17 protein-coding genes are annotated in these 19,350 nt (G+C 59.7%); 7 read left to right on the top strand and 10 right to left on the bottom strand.

The genetic code is table 11. The annotated features are described in order from the left end of the window. Positions 1–15: 15 nt before the first annotated feature. From CKW26_RS08675 to CKW26_RS08650, 6 genes are all read right to left on the bottom strand, one after another. Positions 16–1,443: a di-heme oxidoredictase family protein gene (locus tag CKW26_RS08675; protein ID WP_095048269.1), complete on the bottom strand. Its 1,428-nt coding sequence runs from the start codon at positions 1,441–1,443 to the stop codon at positions 16–18. 275 nt (positions 1,444–1,718) lie between these two features. Continuing rightward, positions 1,719–3,065 carry an imelysin family protein gene (locus CKW26_RS08670; protein WP_095048268.1) on the bottom strand — a complete coding sequence of 449 codons (1,347 nt, stop codon included), beginning with the start codon at positions 3,063–3,065 and terminating at the stop codon, positions 1,719–1,721. 211 nt (positions 3,066–3,276) lie between these two features. After that, positions 3,277–5,328: a bifunctional diguanylate cyclase/phosphodiesterase gene (locus CKW26_RS08665; RefSeq protein WP_095048267.1), complete on the bottom strand. Its 2,052-nt coding sequence runs from the start codon at positions 5,326–5,328 to the stop codon at positions 3,277–3,279. A gap of 433 nt (positions 5,329–5,761) precedes the next feature. Further along, positions 5,762–6,358, bottom strand: a complete 597-nt coding sequence (locus tag CKW26_RS08660; protein ID WP_007918933.1) for a superoxide dismutase — start codon at positions 6,356–6,358, stop codon at positions 5,762–5,764. Positions 6,359–6,787: 429 nt separating this feature from the next. Continuing rightward, entirely contained in the window at positions 6,788–7,390 is a 603-nt protein-coding gene (locus tag CKW26_RS08655; RefSeq protein WP_095048266.1) for a LysE/ArgO family amino acid transporter, read from the bottom strand. Positions 7,391–7,395: 5 nt separating this feature from the next. Beyond that, the gene (locus tag CKW26_RS08650) at positions 7,396–7,797 is read right to left on the bottom strand and encodes an ACT domain-containing protein (protein ID WP_095048265.1); all 402 of its coding nucleotides are present in this window, start codon (positions 7,795–7,797) and stop codon (positions 7,396–7,398) included. 96 nt (positions 7,798–7,893) lie between these two features. Between CKW26_RS08650 and CKW26_RS08645 the strand changes: the two genes are divergently transcribed. The 4 genes from CKW26_RS08645 to CKW26_RS08630 all read left to right on the top strand — a co-directional run bounded on the left by CKW26_RS08645 (position 7,894) and on the right by CKW26_RS08630 (position 11,764). Next, the gene (locus tag CKW26_RS08645; protein WP_095048264.1) at positions 7,894–8,787 is read left to right on the top strand and encodes a LysR family transcriptional regulator ArgP; all 894 of its coding nucleotides are present in this window, start codon (positions 7,894–7,896) and stop codon (positions 8,785–8,787) included. Positions 8,788–8,841: 54 nt separating this feature from the next. Continuing rightward, entirely contained in the window at positions 8,842–9,834 is a 993-nt protein-coding gene (locus CKW26_RS08640) for an NAD(P)-dependent oxidoreductase (protein WP_095048263.1), read from the top strand. Positions 9,835–9,950: 116 nt separating this feature from the next. Next, entirely contained in the window at positions 9,951–10,802 is an 852-nt protein-coding gene (locus tag CKW26_RS08635; RefSeq protein ID WP_095048262.1) for an ATPase, read from the top strand. 113 nt (positions 10,803–10,915) lie between these two features. After that, positions 10,916–11,764, top strand: a complete 849-nt coding sequence (locus tag CKW26_RS08630) for a cache domain-containing protein (RefSeq protein WP_095048261.1) — start codon at positions 10,916–10,918, stop codon at positions 11,762–11,764. A gap of 131 nt (positions 11,765–11,895) precedes the next feature. Here the strand turns inward: CKW26_RS08630 and CKW26_RS08625 are convergent, their stop codons facing one another. Further along, positions 11,896–13,413 (bottom strand): MDR family MFS transporter, encoded by a 1,518-nt coding sequence (locus CKW26_RS08625; protein ID WP_095048260.1) that lies wholly within the window; start codon positions 13,411–13,413, stop codon positions 11,896–11,898. Positions 13,414–13,492: 79 nt separating this feature from the next. Then, positions 13,493–14,677, bottom strand: a complete 1,185-nt coding sequence (gene pobA / locus CKW26_RS08620) for a 4-hydroxybenzoate 3-monooxygenase (RefSeq protein WP_176471312.1) — start codon at positions 14,675–14,677, stop codon at positions 13,493–13,495. Between the two features lie 186 nt (positions 14,678–14,863). Here pobA and CKW26_RS08615 point away from each other — a divergent pair, with 186 nt between their 5' ends. After that, the gene (locus CKW26_RS08615) at positions 14,864–15,748 is read left to right on the top strand and encodes a helix-turn-helix domain-containing protein (RefSeq protein ID WP_093430541.1); all 885 of its coding nucleotides are present in this window, start codon (positions 14,864–14,866) and stop codon (positions 15,746–15,748) included. Positions 15,749–15,807: 59 nt separating this feature from the next. Here CKW26_RS08615 and CKW26_RS30045 read toward each other — a convergent pair whose 3' ends face one another. Further along, a complete protein-coding gene (locus CKW26_RS30045; RefSeq protein ID WP_007912636.1) occupies positions 15,808–15,984 on the bottom strand; it encodes a hypothetical protein in 177 nt (58 codons plus the stop codon). 218 nt (positions 15,985–16,202) lie between these two features. After that, the gene (locus CKW26_RS08610) at positions 16,203–17,108 is read right to left on the bottom strand and encodes a LysR family transcriptional regulator (RefSeq protein ID WP_218233180.1); all 906 of its coding nucleotides are present in this window, start codon (positions 17,106–17,108) and stop codon (positions 16,203–16,205) included. A gap of 114 nt (positions 17,109–17,222) precedes the next feature. Between CKW26_RS08610 and CKW26_RS08605 the strand changes: the two genes are divergently transcribed. Next, positions 17,223–18,101: an MBL fold metallo-hydrolase gene (locus tag CKW26_RS08605; RefSeq protein ID WP_095048257.1), complete on the top strand. Its 879-nt coding sequence runs from the start codon at positions 17,223–17,225 to the stop codon at positions 18,099–18,101. A 45-nt stretch (positions 18,102–18,146) separates the two neighbouring features. Then, the gene (locus tag CKW26_RS08600; RefSeq protein WP_095048256.1) at positions 18,147–18,761 is read left to right on the top strand and encodes an NAD(P)-dependent oxidoreductase; all 615 of its coding nucleotides are present in this window, start codon (positions 18,147–18,149) and stop codon (positions 18,759–18,761) included. The last annotated feature ends 589 nt before the right edge of the window (positions 18,762–19,350 follow it).

The following is a 19,350-nucleotide window of genomic DNA, read 5'->3' as shown; positions in this document are numbered from 1 at the left end:
GATTCTTTTCAGTGTTTAAAGTGAGTTCAAAAACGCCAGCAGCGCGGCACGCTGCTCGGCATTGAAAGACAAAACCTGTTGCTGCGCGGCTTGCGCTTCGCCGCCATGCCAAAGCACCGCTTCGAGCAGATCGCGCGCGCGACCGTCATGCAAAAACTGTGTGTGGCCGCTGACGGCTTGCGTCAGGCCGATCCCCCATAACGGCGGCGTGCGCCAGTCGCGGCCAGAGGCCTGGAATTCCGTACGGTTGTCGGCCAAGCCGTCGCCCATGTCATGCAGCAACAGATCGCTGTACGGACGAATCACCTGATTGGCCAGTTCAGGTTCGGCTGCGTTGGCGACGGTGGTGTATTTCGGCGTGTGGCACGAATCGCAACCGGCCTGGAAAAACAGGTTCTTGCCGGCCAGCACTTGTTCATCGTTGACGCCACGCCGCGCGGGTACGGCGAGGTTACGGCTGTAGAACAGCACCAGACGCAGGATGTTGTCGCTGACTTCCGGCTCGCCGTCCGGGCCATTGCCGTTTGGCGCCTGTTTGCAGGCAGTTTGCGCCTCGGTGCAGTCATCGAAGGGGCGCAGGCTGGTGGTGAGGCCCATGTCACCGGAAAACGCGTGGACGTTCTGTTGATTGAGGTTCGGTTGTCCGGCTTTCCAGCCGAATCTGCCCATGACGGTCTTCTGCAACGCATCATCCCAGACCTGATTGGGACGGCCATTGATGCCTTTGTTGTCTTTGGCTTGCGCGGTGGCGTTGGCCAGAATCGCTTCTTCGGGGATCGCTTCGAGCAGGCCCAGACCAATCATCGGCGGCGCGACGCGGGCCGAGAAACGCGTGTCCGGGTGCATCGGGCCGTAGCCCAGTTGGGTGATCTGCAACACTGGCTTGCGCAATTCGACTTCGGTGCCGTCCTTGAAACGCACGGGCACAGGCGTGTAGTCGACGCGCACTTTGCCTTCGGGGGCTACGCCGGGCACGGCCATGTCCTGGAACTGGCCGCCGTAGACCGGCTCCGGCACTACGCCGACCTGCTCAATGAGCTTGGCGAATTGCGGCGCATCAGGGATCGACAGGCGCACCAGCATCGACACCGCGTTGGCGGCATCCGGCGTTGGCGGATGGCCGCGACCGTCCTTGATGTGGCAGTTCTGGCAGGCGTTAGTGTTGAACAGCGGGCCGAGACCATCGCGCGCAGTGGTGGTCGACGGTGCGATCACCCATGGGCTGCGGAAGAAACTGTTGCCGACACTGAAGTCCACTCGCCGTGACGGTGGCAGGTTGGCCGAGGGCAGGGAGAATGCGTTCTGATCGGTCTTGCGCACGGTCGCTGCACCGCCCGAACGTGCTTCACCCGGCTCAGCCTTGGTGAAACGCGGGGCGTCATCGCACGCACTCAGGCCCAGGGCCAGCAACAGTGCGGACAAGCGAAGAGGCAGCGAGGGCATCAGACATCCTGCGGACGGGCGAAAATAAAGGCGCAAAGTCTAACAGGGCGAAGGAGTTTGAATAAGAGGAATTATCGTTTGCTTGATACAACGCGAATCTGAAGGCCTATGCAAAACCCCTGTAGGAGCTGCCGAAGGCTGCGATCTTTTGATCTGTCTTTTTAGAAGCAAAGTCAAAAGATCGCAGCCTTCGGCAGCTCCTACAGTGAGCCGTGTACGGCAGGTATGAAAAAGGCGACCCGAAGGTCGCCTTTTTTTGACGCAGACGCAGTTGATCAGAACTCGTGATCAGCGTTGTCCGGGTTCAGGTCGCTGATGCCCAGTTTACCGGCAGCGGCTTCGATCGAACCGGTCTGCTTGACCAGCGATGCGATCGCGTCGCGAACGATCTGGTTGCCAGCGGTGTTGCCGGCAGCGATCAACTGGTCGTAGTGCTCACCCTTGTTGGCGTGATCGACCATGACCTGGATCTTGGCTTCAGTGGCGGCCAGATCGGCTTTCAGTGCGGTGTCGGCAGCCGGGTCGGCCTTGGCCACCAGCGACGACAGGCTGGCGCCGGTCATTTTGGTGCCGTCAACACGGGTGTACTCGCCCAGGTAGACGTTACGAATGCCTTTGGCATCGTAGAAGTGCGAGTTGTGGGTGTTGTCGCTGAAGCAATCCTGCTCGTCTTCAGGGGAGTTGGCTTCCAGGGAAACCTTCATACGCTCGCCCGCCAGTTCACCCAGGGACAGGCTGCCCATGCCGAAGAGCATTTTGCGCAGACCGGTTTCGCCCGGCTCGGCTTCCAGGGTGGCGCGGTAGTTGTCAGCCACGTTCGGCTTCCAGTTGCCGACCATTTCTTCCAGGTCGCTGACCAGCAGTTGGGTCACGGACTTCAGGTAAGCACGACGACGATCGTTGTGACCGCCAGTGGCGCCGGCGCCTTCCAGGTAGTCGGAGGCCGGACGGTTGCCAGCGCCAGGGCCGGTGCCGTTGAGGTCTTGGCCCCAGAGCAGGAATTCGATCGCGTGGTAGCCGGTGGCGACGTTGGCTTCGGAACCGCCCAGCTCGTTGAGGCTGGCGAGTTTTTCCGGGGTGATGTCTTTGACGTCGACCTTGTCTTCGCCGACCTGAACTTCGGTGTTGGCGATGATGTTGGCGGTGGCGCCCGGGTTACCCAAAGCGTGCTCGTAGGATTTGTCGACGTAGTCGATCAGACCCTCGTCCAGAGGCCAGGCGTTAACCTGACCTTCCCAATCGTCGATGATGGTGTTGCCGAAGCGGAACACTTCGCTCTGCAGGTACGGAACGCGCGCGGCGACCCAGGCAGCCTTGGCGGCTTTCAGGGTGTCGGCGTTCGGCTTGGCGAGGAAGGCGTCAACGGCGGTTTGCAGGGTTTTCGCGGTGGATTCGGCGTCGCTGTAAACGGCGAAGACCATGTCGGCGTAGTGCGCGACCACAGCCTTGGCGGCGGCTTCGTCGACTTTACCGGCAGTGGCAGGCGCCGCCGCAGGTGCGGTGGTGCTGGCGGCTGGGGTCGGTGCGGCCGGAGCGGCGGCCTTGTCTTCGCCTTCGCCGCAACCGGCGAGGGAAATAGCGATGGCCAGCAGACTGGCGGTAGCCAGAGGCATACGAATCATGGCGAACATCCTGCTTCGATAGTTGAGTGGACTCGCGCTGGGGGTGCGCAAAACTGCGACATAATGCAAATCTTTCGCATTATGTGTAAAGGGTTGTGGCTGGAAATATTTCTTATTTACGCAGATCAAAAGATCGCAGCCTGCGGCAGCTCCTACAGTGGGAACGCATTCCAAATGTAGGAGCTGCCGCAGGCTGCGATCTTTTGATCTTCTAGAGAATGGCCGCGTTACTGCGTTGCGCCTGTTTGAGATAGGCGCCCAGTTCCCGGGCCGGCAGCGGTTTGCTGTAGTGGTAACCCTGACCTTCGTGGCAGCCTTCGGAGATGATGTAGCTTTCCTGTTCGGCGGTTTCCACACCCTCGGCAATCACCTGCATGCCCAGGCTCTTGCCCAGTTGAATGATCGCGCGAACGATGGTCGCATCGTCGTCGTCATCGAGCAGGTCCTGAACGAAGCTCTTGTCGATCTTGATCTTGTCCAGCGGCAGGCTTTTCAGATAGCTCAGGGATGAATAGCCGGTGCCGAAGTCATCGATGGCGATCAATGCGCCAGAGCGGCGCAGGCTGAGCAAGTGCTGGGCGGCGGTGCTGATGTCTTCCATCAGGCCGGTTTCGGTGACTTCCAGTTCCAGACTGCGCGGTGGCAGGCGGTACATCTGCAGCAGGTTGTTGACCACTCGCGGTAGCTCGGCGTGGTGCAATTGAACCGTCGACAGGTTGACCGCCATGCGCAAGTCGACGAAGCCCTGATCGTGCCATTCGCGCAATTGCTTGCAGGCCTGATCCAGCACCCATTCGCCAATGGCGATGATCGTGCCGTTCTGCTCTGCCAGCGGGATGAACAAGTCCGGCGGCACCAGACCGTGTTCCGGATGCTGCCAGCGAATCAGCGCTTCGACGCCGACCACGCGGTGATCGCGATAGCTGATCTGCGGTTGATAAACCAGATAGAACTGATCGCGCAACAATGCATCGCGCAAGTCTTTTTCCAGCTCGCGACGGCGGCGCATCTCGCTGTCGACGCTGGCGATATAGAACTGATAACGGTTGCGCGAGCGGGTCTTGGCCAGGGTCATGGTCTGCTCGGCCTTCTGCAACAGCTTCTCGGTGCTGTCGCCGTCCTCCGGGAACAGGGTGATGCCAATGGTCGCGCGCAGGCGGATTTCCTGATGGTCGAGGGCGAACGGCGCCTCCAGATCATCAAGGATGCTTTGCGCCAGTTCGGCCGCTTCGTAAGGTTGCTCGATATCCGCTTGTACCAGTGCGAACTGGTCGCCGCCGAGACGAGCGAGGGCGCCGAGGCGACCGCTGTGGGCGCGCAGACGATCGGCCAGGGCCAGCAACAATTGGTCGCCGGTCTGGTAGCTGAATTGCTCGTTGATACCTTTGAAATCATCCAGCCCCACGCACAACACCGCGACCCGGCGTTGCAGCTTGCCGGCGTCGACCAGAATCTTGTCCAGTTGCTGCTGGAGTTGCTGGCGATTCGGCAGGCCGGTGAGGAAGTCGTACTGGGCCATGCGCAGCAGACTGTTTTCCGCTTCATGGCGCAGATGAGTGTTGCGTTCGATCGACTCGAGCAACTGATTGGCGGTGTTGATCCAGATGCCCAGCTCGTTTTTTTCGTGGCCCTTGAGCTGCGGAATCTTGTGTTCGCTGGGGCGATCGGGGTTGATCTCGGTGAGGTGTTCGATGATTCGCGACAACGGCTTGGTCAGCAGCCAGTGATAGACCAGATACAACACCAGGCCCATCGCCAGTGCGCGCAACACCCCGGAAATAAAGATGATCACCGAACTGACGATAAAGCCCTCGCCATAGGTGGCGGTGTCGAGGGTGATGCTCAGGTCGCCGTAGTACTCGCTGTACGGACCACGCCCTACCAGTTGCGTGGTGAAGGTGCGTTCCTGGCCGAGAATCAGGTCGGTCAGCCAGCGGCTGTTGGACTGCTGCAATTCGCGGGATTTCTGCGCGAGCATGGCTTCGTTGGGATGGCCGATAGAGGCCTGACGCACGGCATCGTCCTGGAACAGGCCTTCGATCACCTGCATGCCCATTTCCCGGTCGAGGCTGTAAACCGCCTGGGTCGAGGGATCGCGGAACATGTCGAGGATGCGTTCGGCGTCGCCGGCAACGGCCTGGCGGGTTTTGTAAGCATCGAAAACGATCTGTGCGCAGCTCAAGACTACGCCGACGATCAATGCCGACAGGAGCACGACCCGGAGCAACTTCACCGACAAGCTGTTCTTGAGTTCCAGCTTCAAAGGGTTATTCCTTGTTCCGTGCGGGTAGCGTCAAGTTGCCATGAGTATTGGCAATCCCGAGTTGGCAGTCAAAGGGACAATCAGGCCGGGGATGATTTGCCCGTGGTCTCGTCCGAAATGCTGCTGTCTGGAGTATTAGCCCTAATTTGTACTATGTCGGTAGTTTCGCCCCTCAACTTGAGCGGTTCGCAGCATTTTTTCCTCTTTTTGATGTTAGCCCGCAGTGGCACGGCAGCAAGCGGCCTGAGGCTGCATTTTCTGTTTGATCGTTCCCACGCTCCGCGTGGGAATGCCTCCAGGGACGCTCTGCGTCCAGTGACGCGGAGCGTCACGGGCTACATGCCCACGCGGAGCGTGGGAACGATCATCGTACGGGGTCTATCCGGGCATAAAAAAACCCGGCAAAAGCCGGGTTTTTTGACTGGCGCGCAGCTTAAGCGGTGAAGGTTTTGCCTTCGAACTGCTCAGCAACGAACTTCCAGTTGACCAGGTTCCAGAACGCTTCGACATACTTCGGACGAACGTTGCGGTAGTCGATGTAGTAAGCGTGTTCCCAGACGTCGCAAGTCAGCAGCGGGGTGTCGCCGCTGGTCAGCGGGTTGCCGGCGCCGATGGTGCTGGCCAGAGCCAGGGAACCGTCAGCCTTTTTCACCAGCCAGCCCCAGCCGGAACCGAAGGTGCCGATCGAGGTTTTGCTGAACTCTTCCTTGAACTTGTCGAACGAACCGAAAGCAGCGTTGATGGCTTCAGCCAGCGCGCCGGTTGGTTGACCGCCGGCGTTTGGCGCCAGGCAGTTCCAGTAGAAAGTGTGGTTCCAGACCTGAGCGGCGTTGTTGAAGATACCGCCCGAGGAAGTCTTGACGATTTCTTCCAGGGTCTTGCCTTCGAACTCGGTGCCTGGCACCAGGTTGTTCAGGTTCACGACATAGGTGTTGTGGTGCTTGTCGTGGTGGTATTCCAGGGTTTCCTTGGAAATGTGCGGCTGCAGGGCATCGTGTGCGTAAGGCAGCGGCGGCAATTCGAAAGCCATGATGATTCTCCTAATCAGGTCTGTTGCGGTGAGCGCAAGGCCGATCACGGGCGGCCAGAAATGCACCGGCGAGTTTTTACTCTTTGCGGCGCAGGGTTTCGATCATAGCACCGGGGTTGCGCCATAACCACGCAACAACTGTGTGGGATAGAGGTTCAAGGGGATGCCCTCACTAAATGACGGATCGCGTTGGAACTGTGATCGTGCCAAGCAAGGCGCGGGACGAAGAGGATGCTTTTTGCCTCTTCGAGTCCTGCAACGCCGCTTGGCACGATCACAGCTGGCGGCCGCCCCGTAAAGCGCAATCCGTCGTTGTTCGTCGCTCATTTGGCCCGCCAAACCACGCTCCTCACGCCTAGTCTTGCGCTTTACGGGGCGGCGGCGCGACCGTCATTTAGTGAGGGCATCCCCTTAGCTGTTTGGAATAAATCAGCTGGCGAAAATTAATTGCCCAGCCACGGTAAACATCATCAGCGCCACCACCAGATCGAGAATCCGCCAGGTACTCGGACGTGCCAGATATGGCGCCAACCACGCAGCACCCAGTGCCAATGTGAAAAACCACAGCAACGAAGCACTCGCAGCACCGACCACATAAGCGCCGGGCACCGATTGCTGCGCGCCGAGCGAGCCGATCAGCAACACCGTATCCAGGTAAACGTGCGGATTCAGCAGCGTCACCGCCAAAGCGCTGAGCATCACCGCCCGCAGGGAGCGCACGGTCTGGCTCTCGCCCTGACCCAGGCTCTGTTTCGAACAGGCCCGGCGCAACGCCTGACTGCCGTACCAGATCAAGAATGTCGCGCCACCCCAACGGGCAATCGCCAGCAGTGTCGGGTTCTGCGCCAGAATTGTTGCCAGCCCGAACACCCCGGCCGCGACCAGCAGCGCATCGCAGACCACGCACAGTGCTGCCACCGGCAGGTGATGTTCACGACGCAAGCTCTGCGCCAATACAAAAGCGTTCTGCGTGCCGATCGCCATGATCAGCCCAAACGCCACCAGCAGGCCGTTCACATAGCTTTGCCACATAACAATTACTCCGCTTTGGCTGCGAGATCGCGCAGCACTTGCATGGCGCGTTCGGCGTCGGCCTGGCCGACGAACAAATGGTCGTGGTAATAGCCGGCAATCACGTTGCAACTGATCCCGGCCTTGCCCAGTGCCGTGGCGAATGCGGCGGTGAGGCCCACGGCTTCGAGAGCCGAGTGCACGTTGAGGGTGATCCACGCGGCGACGTAGTCGAAACTGAAACCGGCCTGTTCAGCTTGGGAGCGTTCGAGAATCACGGTCAGGCCTTCCTGTTCGCGGAAGCTGCCGACGATCTCCAGATCCCTCGGTAACACGCCATCGGGCAGGGTGCAGAATACGTATTCGCCGGCGTTCAATTGCGGGCTCATGCTGCGCAACAAGGTTGTGAGTGAGGTTTCGCCAGCCATTGCAGTGATCCTTGATAAAGAGTGCTTGCTGGCTATTCTCCGGGCGAAACCTGTATAAGAAAAACCAATAGTGCTGATCGCTCATTAGGAAAACTGATGTTCGACTACAAATTGCTTTCTGCTCTGGCCGCCGTGGTCGAGCAGGCCGGATTCGAACGGGCCGCGCAAGTGCTGGGTTTGTCGCAATCGGCGATTTCGCAGCGGATCAAACTGCTCGAAGCGCGGGTCGGCCAGCCGGTGTTGATTCGCGGCACGCCACCGTCGCCGACCGAGATAGGCCGGCGTCTGCTCAACCATGTGCAGCAGGTGCGTCTGCTTGAGCGTGACCTGCAAACCCTTGTGCCCGCGCTGGACGAGGAGGGTTTGCCGGAACGTTTGCGCATCGCTCTTAATGCCGACAGCCTCGCCACGTGGTGGGCCGAAGCGGTGGGAGATTTTTGCGCCGAACAACATTTGCTGCTCGATCTGATTGTCGAAGACCAGACCGTCGGCCTCAAACGCATGCGCGCCGGTGAAGTGGCCGCATGCCTCTGCGCCAGTGAACGGCCGGTGGCCGGCGCACGCAGTGTGTTGCTCGGGGCGATGCGTTATCGCGCGCTGGCCAGCCCGGCATTTATCGAGCGACATTTCCCCGACGGCGTGCGCGCCGAGCAACTGCCACGCACCCCGGCGCTGGTGTTCGGCCCGGACGACTTCCTCCAGCATCGCTACCTCGCCTCGTTGGGCGTCGATGGCGGATTCGAACACCATTTATGTCCGTCCTCGGAAGGTTTTATCCGCCTGATCGAAGCCGGACTGGGCTGGGGCCTGGTGCCGGAACTGCAAGTGCGCGATCAATTGCAACGCGGGTTATTGCGTGAACTGCTGCCAGATAAACCGATCGACGTGCCGTTGTACTGGCATCATTGGCGCAATGGCGGTCAACTGCTGGGCTTGCTGACCGAGCAATTGCTGCGTTCTTCGGCGCAATGGCTGGTGCCGTTGGACTGACGGCCAGCGTCAAGACACACGAATCAGGCAAAACGAAAGACATCGGAGCTTTACATGAAAATTCTGGTCACCGGCGCAAGCGGCTTCATTGGCGGACGCTTTGCGCGTTTCGCCCTGGAGCAGGGCCTGGACGTGCGGGTCAACGGTCGCCGGGCCGAGAGCGTCGAGCATCTGGTGCGCCGTGGCGCCGAGTTTGTCCCCGGCGACCTGACCGATCCCGATCTGGTCCGCGAGTTGTGTTCCGACGTTGAAGCCGTGGTGCATTGCGCGGGCGCCGTCGGGCTGTGGGGCCGCTATCAGGACTTTCATCAAGGCAACGTGCAGGTCACCGAAAACGTTGTCGAAGCCTGTCTGAAACAGCGCGTCCGCCGTTTGGTGCATCTGTCGTCGCCATCGATCTATTTCGATGGCCGTGATCATTTCAACCTGACCGAAGAGCAAGTGCCCAAGCGGTTCAAGCATCACTACGCCGCGACCAAATATATGGCTGAGCAAAAGGTTTTCGGTGCGCAGGAGTTCGGCCTGGAAACCATCGCCCTGCGCCCGCGTTTCGTCACCGGCGCCGGCGACATGAGCATCTTCCCGCGCCTGCTTAATATGCAGCGCAAGGGCCGCTTGGCGATCATCGGCAATGGCCTGAACAAAGTCGATTTCACCAGCGTGCAGAACCTCAACGAAGCGATGCTCAGCAGTTTGCTGGCCGCCGGTTCCGCACTGGGCAAGGCCTACAACATCAGCAACGGCGCGCCGGTGCCGCTTTGGGATGTGGTCAATTACGTGATGCGCAAAATGGAAGTGCCGCAGGTCACCAAGTACCGTTCGTATGGTCTGGCCTACAGCGTCGCGGCGCTCAACGAGGGCGCTTGCAAACTCTGGCCGGGGCGCCCGGAGCCAACCCTGTCGCGCCTGGGCATGCAGGTGATGAAAAAAAATTTCACCCTCGACATCAGCCGCGCCCGGCATTATCTCGACTACGATCCGAAAGTCAGCCTGTGGTCGGCGCTGGATGAGTTCTGCGGCTGGTGGAAAGCTCAGGACATCCGTTGAAACGATTCGGCCGGGCGGCAATGAACCGTGTAGCCGCTTGGGGGTCAATCCCTGCGGCTGCGGCGGTTATACTTCGCAGCATTTAGCCATCACCGCGTTTCACAAAGGTTGCCTCAATGTCCATGCGTAATGATGCCCACGACGATTTCGATGATGTCCCGAGCCTGCGGGCCGACACCTTCGACGACGATGACATTCCGACCACCGCTCGCACCTCCGTGCACTCGCGCACGCCGCCCGTGGTCAAGGTCAAGGCGGCCAGCACCGGCCCGTTGTGGGCGTTGGTCGGCGCATTGTTTTTCGCCTTCGTCGGTCTGGCTTGGTGGAGTTTCCAGCAAATCTCGTTGATGGAGCAGCAACTGGTTGCGACTCAGGAAAGCTTCGCGCGCATCAGTGAAGAAGCGGCGGGGCGCTTGCAGGACATTTCCGGCAAGGTCGTGGCCAGCCAGTCCAACGTCACCAGCGACAGCGAAGCCCTCAAGCTGCAGATCAAACAGCTTGAAGGCAAGCTGCTCGATCAGAGCAAACAGCAGCAAGGCGTCGCGGGGCAGGCCAGTGATCTGGACAAACGACTGGCACAGATGACCGCGCAGACCACTGAACAGCAGAATGCCAATACCCAGTTGCAGGCGCAGGTCAAAGCCTTGACTGCGGAACTGGCGACGGTGAAAAGCACACCGGCCGACACCAGCAAGGTCGATGCTCAGTTGAAGGCCTTTGACGCGCAGTTCAAAAGCCTCGGCGCCGACATCGCGGCGTTGAAGAAGCAGGGCAACCCGAGCGCGGCGATCGATCGCCTCGAACAGGAAATCGTCGTCCTCAAAAGCGAGCAGGACAACCGCCCGGCAGCCCCGCAAGGCGGCAATACCGCCGAGTTCGACGCCTTCCGCGGGCAGATGACCCGCAACATCAATACGTTGCAGGCGCAAATCCAGAATCTGCAGCAGCAGATCAACGCCCGCCCATAAGCTTTGTTGATCAGTGCAGGGGATTCTGTAATCCCCTGCATCATTCTGAATACTCGTACATCACCCCAAGCCGTCTACGCTCTTGAAACACCAACAAGAACGAGGGATGCGCTATGGGGTTTTTGCATAAAGTGGCCTGGCTCGGCGTGATATTACTGGCCGGTTTCGGCCAGGCCAGCGCCGCCACGACCGCCAAGGATGACAGTCAGGCCGCCATCGCCTTGCTGGAAAAAGCCCTGGCCTATTACCACGACAATGGCGACAAGGCGTTCGCCGCGTTCAGCCGTCAGGGCGAGTTCGTCGACAAGGATCGCTACGTGTTCGTGGTCGACACTAAAGGCGTGATGCTCGCCAGCGGCGGGCCTTCATCAGCGTTGATCGGTCGTGACGTCAGTGAAGTCCTCGGCCCGGATTTGCAGAAAACCTTCAAGGACGCGTTGAAAGTGCCGGAAGGCAACGGCATCCAGCAGGCAGAGTATCGTTGGCAGAACTGGTCGGACGGCAAGGTCGAGCGTAAGCATGTGTTTTATCAACGCATCGGCGAGCGGATTCTGGCGGTGGGTTACTACTTGCCGCGAGCGTCGGCCGAGCAGGCCAAGGCGTTGCTCGACAAAGCGGCGACTGATTTGGGCAAAGACGAGAAGGGCACGCTGACCGCGATCAATTCGCTCAAGGGCGGCTACTTGCAGGATGACTTGTACGTGTTCGTCGTTGATCTGAATACCCAGCGTTATGTCGCCCACGGCACCAATCTGCGCTTGATCAATACCGACTTCGGCAAGGTCAAGGATCCGGAAGGCAAACCGGTGGGCGAGCCGATTCTGGCGCTGATCGGCAAGCAGGATGAGGGTGAATATGAATACCGCTGGAAGAACCCGGTGACCGGCAAGGTTGAGGATAAACATGCTTACCTGAAGAAGGCCGGGCACTTCCTTGTCGCCGTGGGTTACTACAGCCCTTGAAGGATGATCGTTCCCACGCTCCGCGTGGGAATAATGCAGCCCAGGACGCTCTGCGTCCCATCCAAAGCCGAACGCAGAGCGTCCGTTGAGGCATTCCCACGCAGAGCGTGGGAATGATCAAGGGGAGACAGTTATTTTGCGCCGTGCTCGCGCCCGCGCAGCAGGTTGTTCGGCATCGCAATCGCTGCCGCCAATCCCAGCAACGACACCGCCGCACTTACCCACAGCAAATGCCGGAACGTCACCAGCAACTCCGCACGCAAGGCATTTTGCGCATCCCCCGGCGCGGCGTTCAGACCATCCAGCAGGACGTTGCCCGAATGGCCCTCGCTCATCAGCGAACTGCTCGCCAGATGGGCGAAGCTGGAGTCCTGCAGCAACGCCAGCAACAGCGCCGACATCAGCGCCACGCCCACTGCGCCGCCGAGGGAGCGAAACAGGTTGGTGGTGCTGGTCGCAACGCCGATGTCGCGTTGCTCCACCGAGTTCTGTGTGCCGACCAGCGAAGTAGGGAATTGCATGCCGCTGGAAATACCGCAGAGCAACATGAACAGACCACTGACCAGCGTCGCCTCGGGCGGGCTGAGCGCCATGCCGAAGATCGCAACCGGCATCAGCATCGCACCGGTCAGAATCTGCGGTTTGTAGCGCCCGGTGATCGACGTGCGACGCCCGGCGAAAAACGCACCAATCGGCAGCCCCATCGCCAGCGGCAGCAAGTGCAACGCGGCACTGTCGGCCCCGGCCCCGGTGACACTCTGAAAGCGCAGCGGCATCAGCACGATCAACGAAATCGCCTGGAAACTGGTGAAGAAAATCGTGCACCAGCACAGCAGGGCATTGCGGTTGGCAAACAGGTGCATCGGCAGCAACGGCTCGCGCGCCCGACGCTCGTGCCAGACAAACAGCGCCAACACCACCACCGCACAAGCGAGCAGACCGAGCACTTCGCTGCTGCGCCACGAATGCCCCTGACCAACCTGAGTGATGCCCAGCAGCAGGGCGGTCAGGCCGATGATCATCAGCAGCGTGCCGAGGTAGTCGATGACCGGTTTGCGCTGGGGAATCGGCAGGCCACGCAGATTGCGGCGGGCCACCCACCAGGCACCGAGGCCCAGCGGCAGGTTGATCAGAAATACCCAGCGCCATGACAGGTATTCGGTCATGTAACCGCCGAGTACCGGGCCGGCGACACTGGCCACCGCGTACATGCTGCTGAAGTAACCCTGATAGCGCCCGCGTTCGCGCGGCGGCACGATGTCGCCGATGATCGCCTGACTCACCGAGATCATCCCGCCGGCGCCGATGCCCTGAAGGATCCGCGCCAGCACCAGTTGCTCCATGCTTTGCGCCATGCCGCAAAAGAGTGAGGCGAGGGTGAACAGGCCCATGCCGAACAGCATCAGTTTGCGCCGCCCATACAAGTCGCCGAGCTTGCCGTAGATCGGCACGGCCACCGTCATCGCGACCATGTACCCGGAAATCACCCAGGCCAGCAGGCTGACGTCCTTGAACTGCGCAGAAATGGCCGGCATCGACACGGCGACGATGGTTTGGTCCAGCGCGCCGAGAAAAATCGCCATCATCAGCGCGACCAGCACGCTGCGAATGGCCGGTTTGGGCGTTTCGGGGTGATTGAGATTGGTCACGGGCAAAACCTGCGGGCAGTGAGAGTCCCGCAGATCGTCAGGCGAGCGGGGATGCTCGCCAGTGTAAGTCGGTAGCAGGCTATTCGATAGCCTCATAAGGAAGTCCGACGTAATTTTCTGCAATGGTTTTTCGCCCTGCTTCTGAACTGACAAAGTAGTCCAGTTCCGAGGCGCTGATGCGCTGGCTGAACGCATCGTGATCATCGAAGCGATGCAGCATTGAGGTCATCCACCAGGAAAAGCGCTCGGCTTTCCACACGCGGCGAAGGCAGATTTCCGAGTATTTCTCCAGCAGATCGGTGCGGTCGTCGCGATAAACCTTCAACAGAATATTGAACAGCGTACTGACGTCGCTGGCGGCCAGATTCAAACCCTTGGCGCCGGTCGGCGGAACGATGTGCGCGGCGTCACCGACCAGAAACATCCGCCCGTACTGCATCGGCTCGACGACAAAACTGCGCAGCGGCGCGATGCTTTTTTCGATCGAAGGGCCGGTAACCAGTTTCTCGGCAAGCTCCACCGGCAGACGATTTTTCAATTCATCCCAAAAGCGCTGATCGCTCCAGTCATCGACATTTTCATCCGCCGGCACTTGCAGGTAATAGCGGGTGCGCGTCGCCGAACGCATGCTGCACAACGCAAAGCCACGTTCATGGCGGGCGTAGACCAACTCTTCATGCACCGGCGGTGTGTCGGCCAGAATCCCCAGCCAGCCAAACGGATAAACCCGCTCGAAGACCTTCAGGCTATCGGCCGGAATCGACTGCCGCGCGACACCGTGGAAGCCGTCGCAGCCGGCGATGTAGTCGCAATCGACGCGAAAGATTTCGCCGTCCTTTTCGAAGGTGACAAATGCCTCGTCGCTTTTCATGTCGTGAGGAACGACATGGCTCGCCTGGTAAATCGTCGGCGCGCCAGCCTCCCGACGAGCGGCCATCAGGTCGCGAGTGACTTCGGTCTGGCCGTAGATCATCACGCTCTTGCCACCGGTCAGCGCGTGCAGATCGATGTGCACCTGACGTCCGTCCAGGGCCAGATCGAAACCGCCATGCACCAGACCTTCGGCGTCCATGCGCTGACTCACGCCAGCCTGACGCAACAGCTCTACCATGCCTTGTTCAAGTACCCCGGCGCGAATGCGTCCGAGCACGTAATCAGGTGTCTGGCGTTCAAGGATGAGGGTGTCGATACCAGCGTTGTGCAGCAACTGGCCGAGGAGCAATCCGGATGGACCGGCGCCGATAATGGCGACTTGGGTTTTCAGCGTTTTCATTGTTTTTATGGCTCGCAAGCTTCACGCGACAAGCGCCGGTGAATATTTTTTATGGATCGAGTGCTTGCATTTTTCCCTTGCGGGTCTGTCAATTGAAGGTGAAAACTGAGCTGATACCTGTACATTCTGCCAATCGGTGCGATTATCGCCCACAACCCCGAGGCCTGGATTGAAGTGATGAACAAGCCTGAGCTGCCTTCGATTCCAGTGTTCAAGCTCTACGGTGAAAGCCTGGACTGGCCGACCCCTGACTTGCTGCACTGTGAAACCATTTCCTCCCGCAGTCGCGAACATGAGTGGGAAATCAAACCCCACCGCCATGCTGATTTGTGCCAGTTGCTCTTCGTCTTCAAAGGTCAGGCAGAGCTTGAGATCGAAGGGCAGCGCACGCAACTCCAAACCCCGGCGATTCAAGTGCTGCCACCGTTATCGGTGCACGGCTTTCGCTTTTCCGAAGACGTCGAAGGGTTCATCGTTACCCTCGCCACACCGCTGATCAATCACTTGCAGGCGCAACTGGGCGATTCGGTGCACGCACTGGCCAGTGCAGAAAACTACCCGGCAGGCACCGACGGTGATTACCTCAACAGCCTGTTTTCGGCGTTGCAGGCTGAGTACAACGGCCACCAACCGGCGCGGGAAATGCTCATGCATTCGCTGGTCAGCGTGATCATGGTCTGGGTTAGCCGTCAGGCGATCGTGCGGCACAAAGCCAGTCAGCGGCCGCAACGTCAGCGCGAATACCTCAATGGCTTTATTCAATTGGTCGAGGAGACTTACCGCCAACACGTGAAGGTTGAAGACCTTGCGCATCGGCTGGGGATTTCGGTATCGCACCTCAACGGCACTTGCCGTGAACTGGCGGGGCAACCGGCGTTGCAGATCATGCACGAGCGTCAGTTGCTGGAAGCCAAGCGCTTGCTGACCTACACCAGCATGACGATTTACGAGATGTCGGAGTTGTTGGGATTTTCCGATCCGACCAACTTCACGCGCCTGTTTCGGCGCCGGGTGGGGATTTCACCAAAGGCTTTCCGCGACCGTCTGAAGGCCGAGCAGTAATCCACTGACATCACAACCCTCCCTGTAGGAGTGAGCCTGCTCGCGCCTACAGTTGAATATCAGCGCAGCGCGTTCAGCGTGGCATTGTGCGGAATGCAGCGCTCGAAGTTGCAGCTCGCATACTCGCGCGGCAGTTGTCGCAGCTGTTCGACCCGCCAGGCGGCGGTGCCGTACAGCGCCAGCGTGGCGGCGCAGGTGATGAAAATCGCGACGTACCTTCTTGTTTTGATGTTCATGGCGTAGACCTCTGAACGACATACCCTGCGGTATTACTTTCAGCATAGGTCAGCGCTGGGGAGTTGCCAGCGAGTGTGCTTGAGGATTTAACCGGCCATTCAGCACATTGATAGCCAGTGTGGGAGCGAGCCTGCTCGCGAAAGCCGTGTCTCAGTTACTGAAAAGTTGGCTGAACGGACGCTTTCGCGAGCAGGCTCGCTCCCACAGGGGATTGGGTTTACAGGCCGGTATCCCATTCGGGGTTTTCGGGGAATCTGAGCACCAGAAAATCCAGCATGCTGCGCAGCGCCGCCGGCATGTGTTTGCGTGAGGCATACACCGCATAGATGTTCATCTGTCGCGGCTCGGCATGGGGCAGCAGGCGGACCAGTTCGCCGCTGTGAATATGCACCCCGGCCTGATAGGTCGGCAGCATCGCCACCCCGGCGCCGGCCAGGGTGGCGCGCAGTAACGTGCTGGCCTCGTTGGCGCTGATATTGCCCTGCACCGGCACTGAAACCGGTTCGCCATCCTCCTCGAAATGCCACAGGCTTTTGCCGAAATACGAGTGCGTCAGGCAGTTGTGTTGGCTCAACTCTTCGACCCGCAATGGCGCCGCTTGCTCCTGCAGATAAGCGGGCGCGGCGCAGACTACCGAACGACAAACGGTCAGGCGTCGGGCGATCAGGTTGGGGTCGAGATCGTTACTCGTGCGAATCGCTAGGTCGATGCGCTCATCGACCAGATTCACCGTGCGATCGAGCATTTGCAGATCGATGCTCACCCCCGGGTAGCGTTTGACGTAAGCGGCCATCGCATCCGCCAGTTGGGCCTGGCCGAACGAAGTGCTGACGCTGATCCGCAGCAGCCCGCGCGGGGCGTCGTGGGGTTCGCTGACGGAGGCCTGCATGTCCGTCGACAGTTCTAGCATCTGCCGGCAGCGCGGCAGAATCTCACTGCCGGCGGCGGTCAGGCTCAACTTGCGCGTGGTGCGGTGCATCAGGCGCGCGCCGACCCAGTCTTCCAGCTCTGCCAGATAACGTGAAACCACCGGCCGCGAAAGGTCCAGATGATCGGCCGCTGCCGACTGGCTGCCCAGATCCACCACGGTGACAAACACCCGCATTGCTTGGAGACGATCCATGATTTGCCCGCTTTCAGAAACAAACTATGTTCAAGCATCGCATTTTTTGTACTGAGTCAGGCAACTAAGCTCTGTTCCATCGCCAAACACGGCATTCGGACACCGGAGCAACAGATGATCGGTTTCACCACACTCAAACGCGTTCTGCTCGCCACTGCTTCTCTGGGTTTCGCCGCGCATGCAGCGGCTGCCAATCTGACCCTGGATGTCTACAACCCAGGGACAAACGCGATTTTCCCGGTGACCTCGGTGCTGGTCAGCGGTGAGAAAGACGCGATCCTCGTTGATGCGCAATTCGGCAAATCCCAGGCCGAGCAAGTCGTGGAAAAGATCCGCGCCAGCGGCAAGCACCTGACCACTATCTACATCAGCCATGGCGACCCGGATTACTACTTCGGTCTTGATACCCTGACCAAGGCATTCCCGGAGGCCAAGGTACTGGCCTCGCAACCGACGGTTGATCACATCAACAAAACCGTCGCCGGCAAACTGGCCTTCTGGGGCCCGAAAATGGGCGCCGACGTTCCGGCGAAAACCATCGTGCCGGGCGTGCTCAAGGGTGACAGCCTGATGCTCGAAGGGCAGAAATTGCAGGTCATCGGCCTCGACGGCAAACAACCAGATCGCAGTTTTGTGTGGATCCCGTCGCTCAAAGCCGTGGTCGGTGGTGTGGTTGTCGCCGAGAACATCCACGTATGGATGGCCGATACCCAGAGCGCGCAATCCCACGCCGACTGGCTGCAAACGTTGCACTCGATCGAAACCCTCAAACCGAACACCGTGGTGCCGGGTCACTACCTGGGTGACAGCCGCCGCTCGCTGGCCAGCGTGAAATTCACCGCCGACTACATTAAGGCGTTCGACGCGGAAACCGCCAAGGCCAAAGATTCCGCCGCACTGATCGCCGCGATGAAAAAGCGCTACCCGACACTCGGCGAAGAAAGTTCGCTGGAGCTGAGCGCGAAAGTCGCCAAGGGCGAAATGCAGTGGTAAGCCGATTCTGAAAACGCAGCACTCTCAAGCCAACTGGAGAATGTCATGAGCAAGATCGCAATCATTGGTGCCACCGGCCGTGCCGGTAGCCAACTGCTGGAAGAAGCCCTGCGTCGCGGCCATAGCGTTACCGCTATTGCCCGCGATACGTCGAAGATCGGCGCCCGTGCCGGTGTGGTCAGCAAGAATGTCGATGTGCTGGATTCGGCCGCGTTGCAGGGCGCGGTGGCCGGTCACGATGTGGTGATCACCGCCGCGCATTTTGCCACCGTGCCTGCGGCGGCGATTGTCGGGCCAGTGAAGCAGGCGGGCGTGCAGCGCTTGCTGGTGGTCGGCGGTGCTGGTTCGTTGTTGCTGCCGGACGACACTCGGGTGATCGACAGTGCGGGTTTCCCGGCGGAGTACAAAGCTGAAGCCAGCGCTGGCGCGGTTTTCCTTGATGCCTTGCGTTCGGAGAAAGATCTGGACTGGACCTTTCTGTCACCTTCGGCAGAGTTTGTCGAAGGTGAGCGCAGCGGCAAGTTTCGTGTTGGCCAGGATCATTTGCTGGTGAGTGCCGAGGTGCGTAGCTGGATCACCTTTGCCGATTACGCGATTGCGCTGATCGACGAGGTGGAAACGCCGAAGCATTCGCGTCAGCGGTTTACTGTCGGGTACTGAGGCGTTTCTGAGGGATGGGTCTGGCTCTAGATCTTTCCCCCCTCACCCCAGCCCTCTCCCGAGGGAGAGGGAGCCGACCGAGGTGTCTGGCGTTGTATATCGACCTGAGTGATCGAGTCGATTATGGATTCAACGCAGTAATTTCACGTCGGCGTATCTCCAGAGCATCCCCCAATCAGTCCCCTCTCCCGGAGGGAGAGAGAGGGAGCCGACCGAGGTTTCTGGCGTTGTATATCGACCTGAGTGATCGAGTCGATTATGGATTCAACGCAGTAATTTCACGTCGGCGTATCTCCAGAGCATCCCCCAATCAGTCCCCTCTCCCGGAGGGAGAGAGAGAGGGAGCCGACCGAGGTGTCTGGTGTTGTACATCGACCTGAGTGATCGAGTCGATTATGGATTCAACGCAGTAATTTCACGTCGGCGTATTTCTAGAGCATCCCCCAATCAGTCCCCTCTCCCGGAGGGAGAGGGAGAGGGAGAGGGAGCCGACCGAGGTGTCTGGTGTTGTACATCGACCTGAGTGATCGAGTCGATTATGGATTCAACGCAGTAATTTCACGTCGGCGTATCTCCAGAGCATCCCCCA

This window comes from Pseudomonas sp. Irchel s3h9 (genome assembly GCF_900187475.1).
GTDB classification, from domain to species: domain Bacteria; phylum Pseudomonadota; class Gammaproteobacteria; order Pseudomonadales; family Pseudomonadaceae; genus Aquipseudomonas; species Aquipseudomonas neuropathica.
The sequence above is the reverse complement of the archived record's forward strand: the minus strand, read 5'-3'. Positions and strand labels throughout refer to the sequence as shown.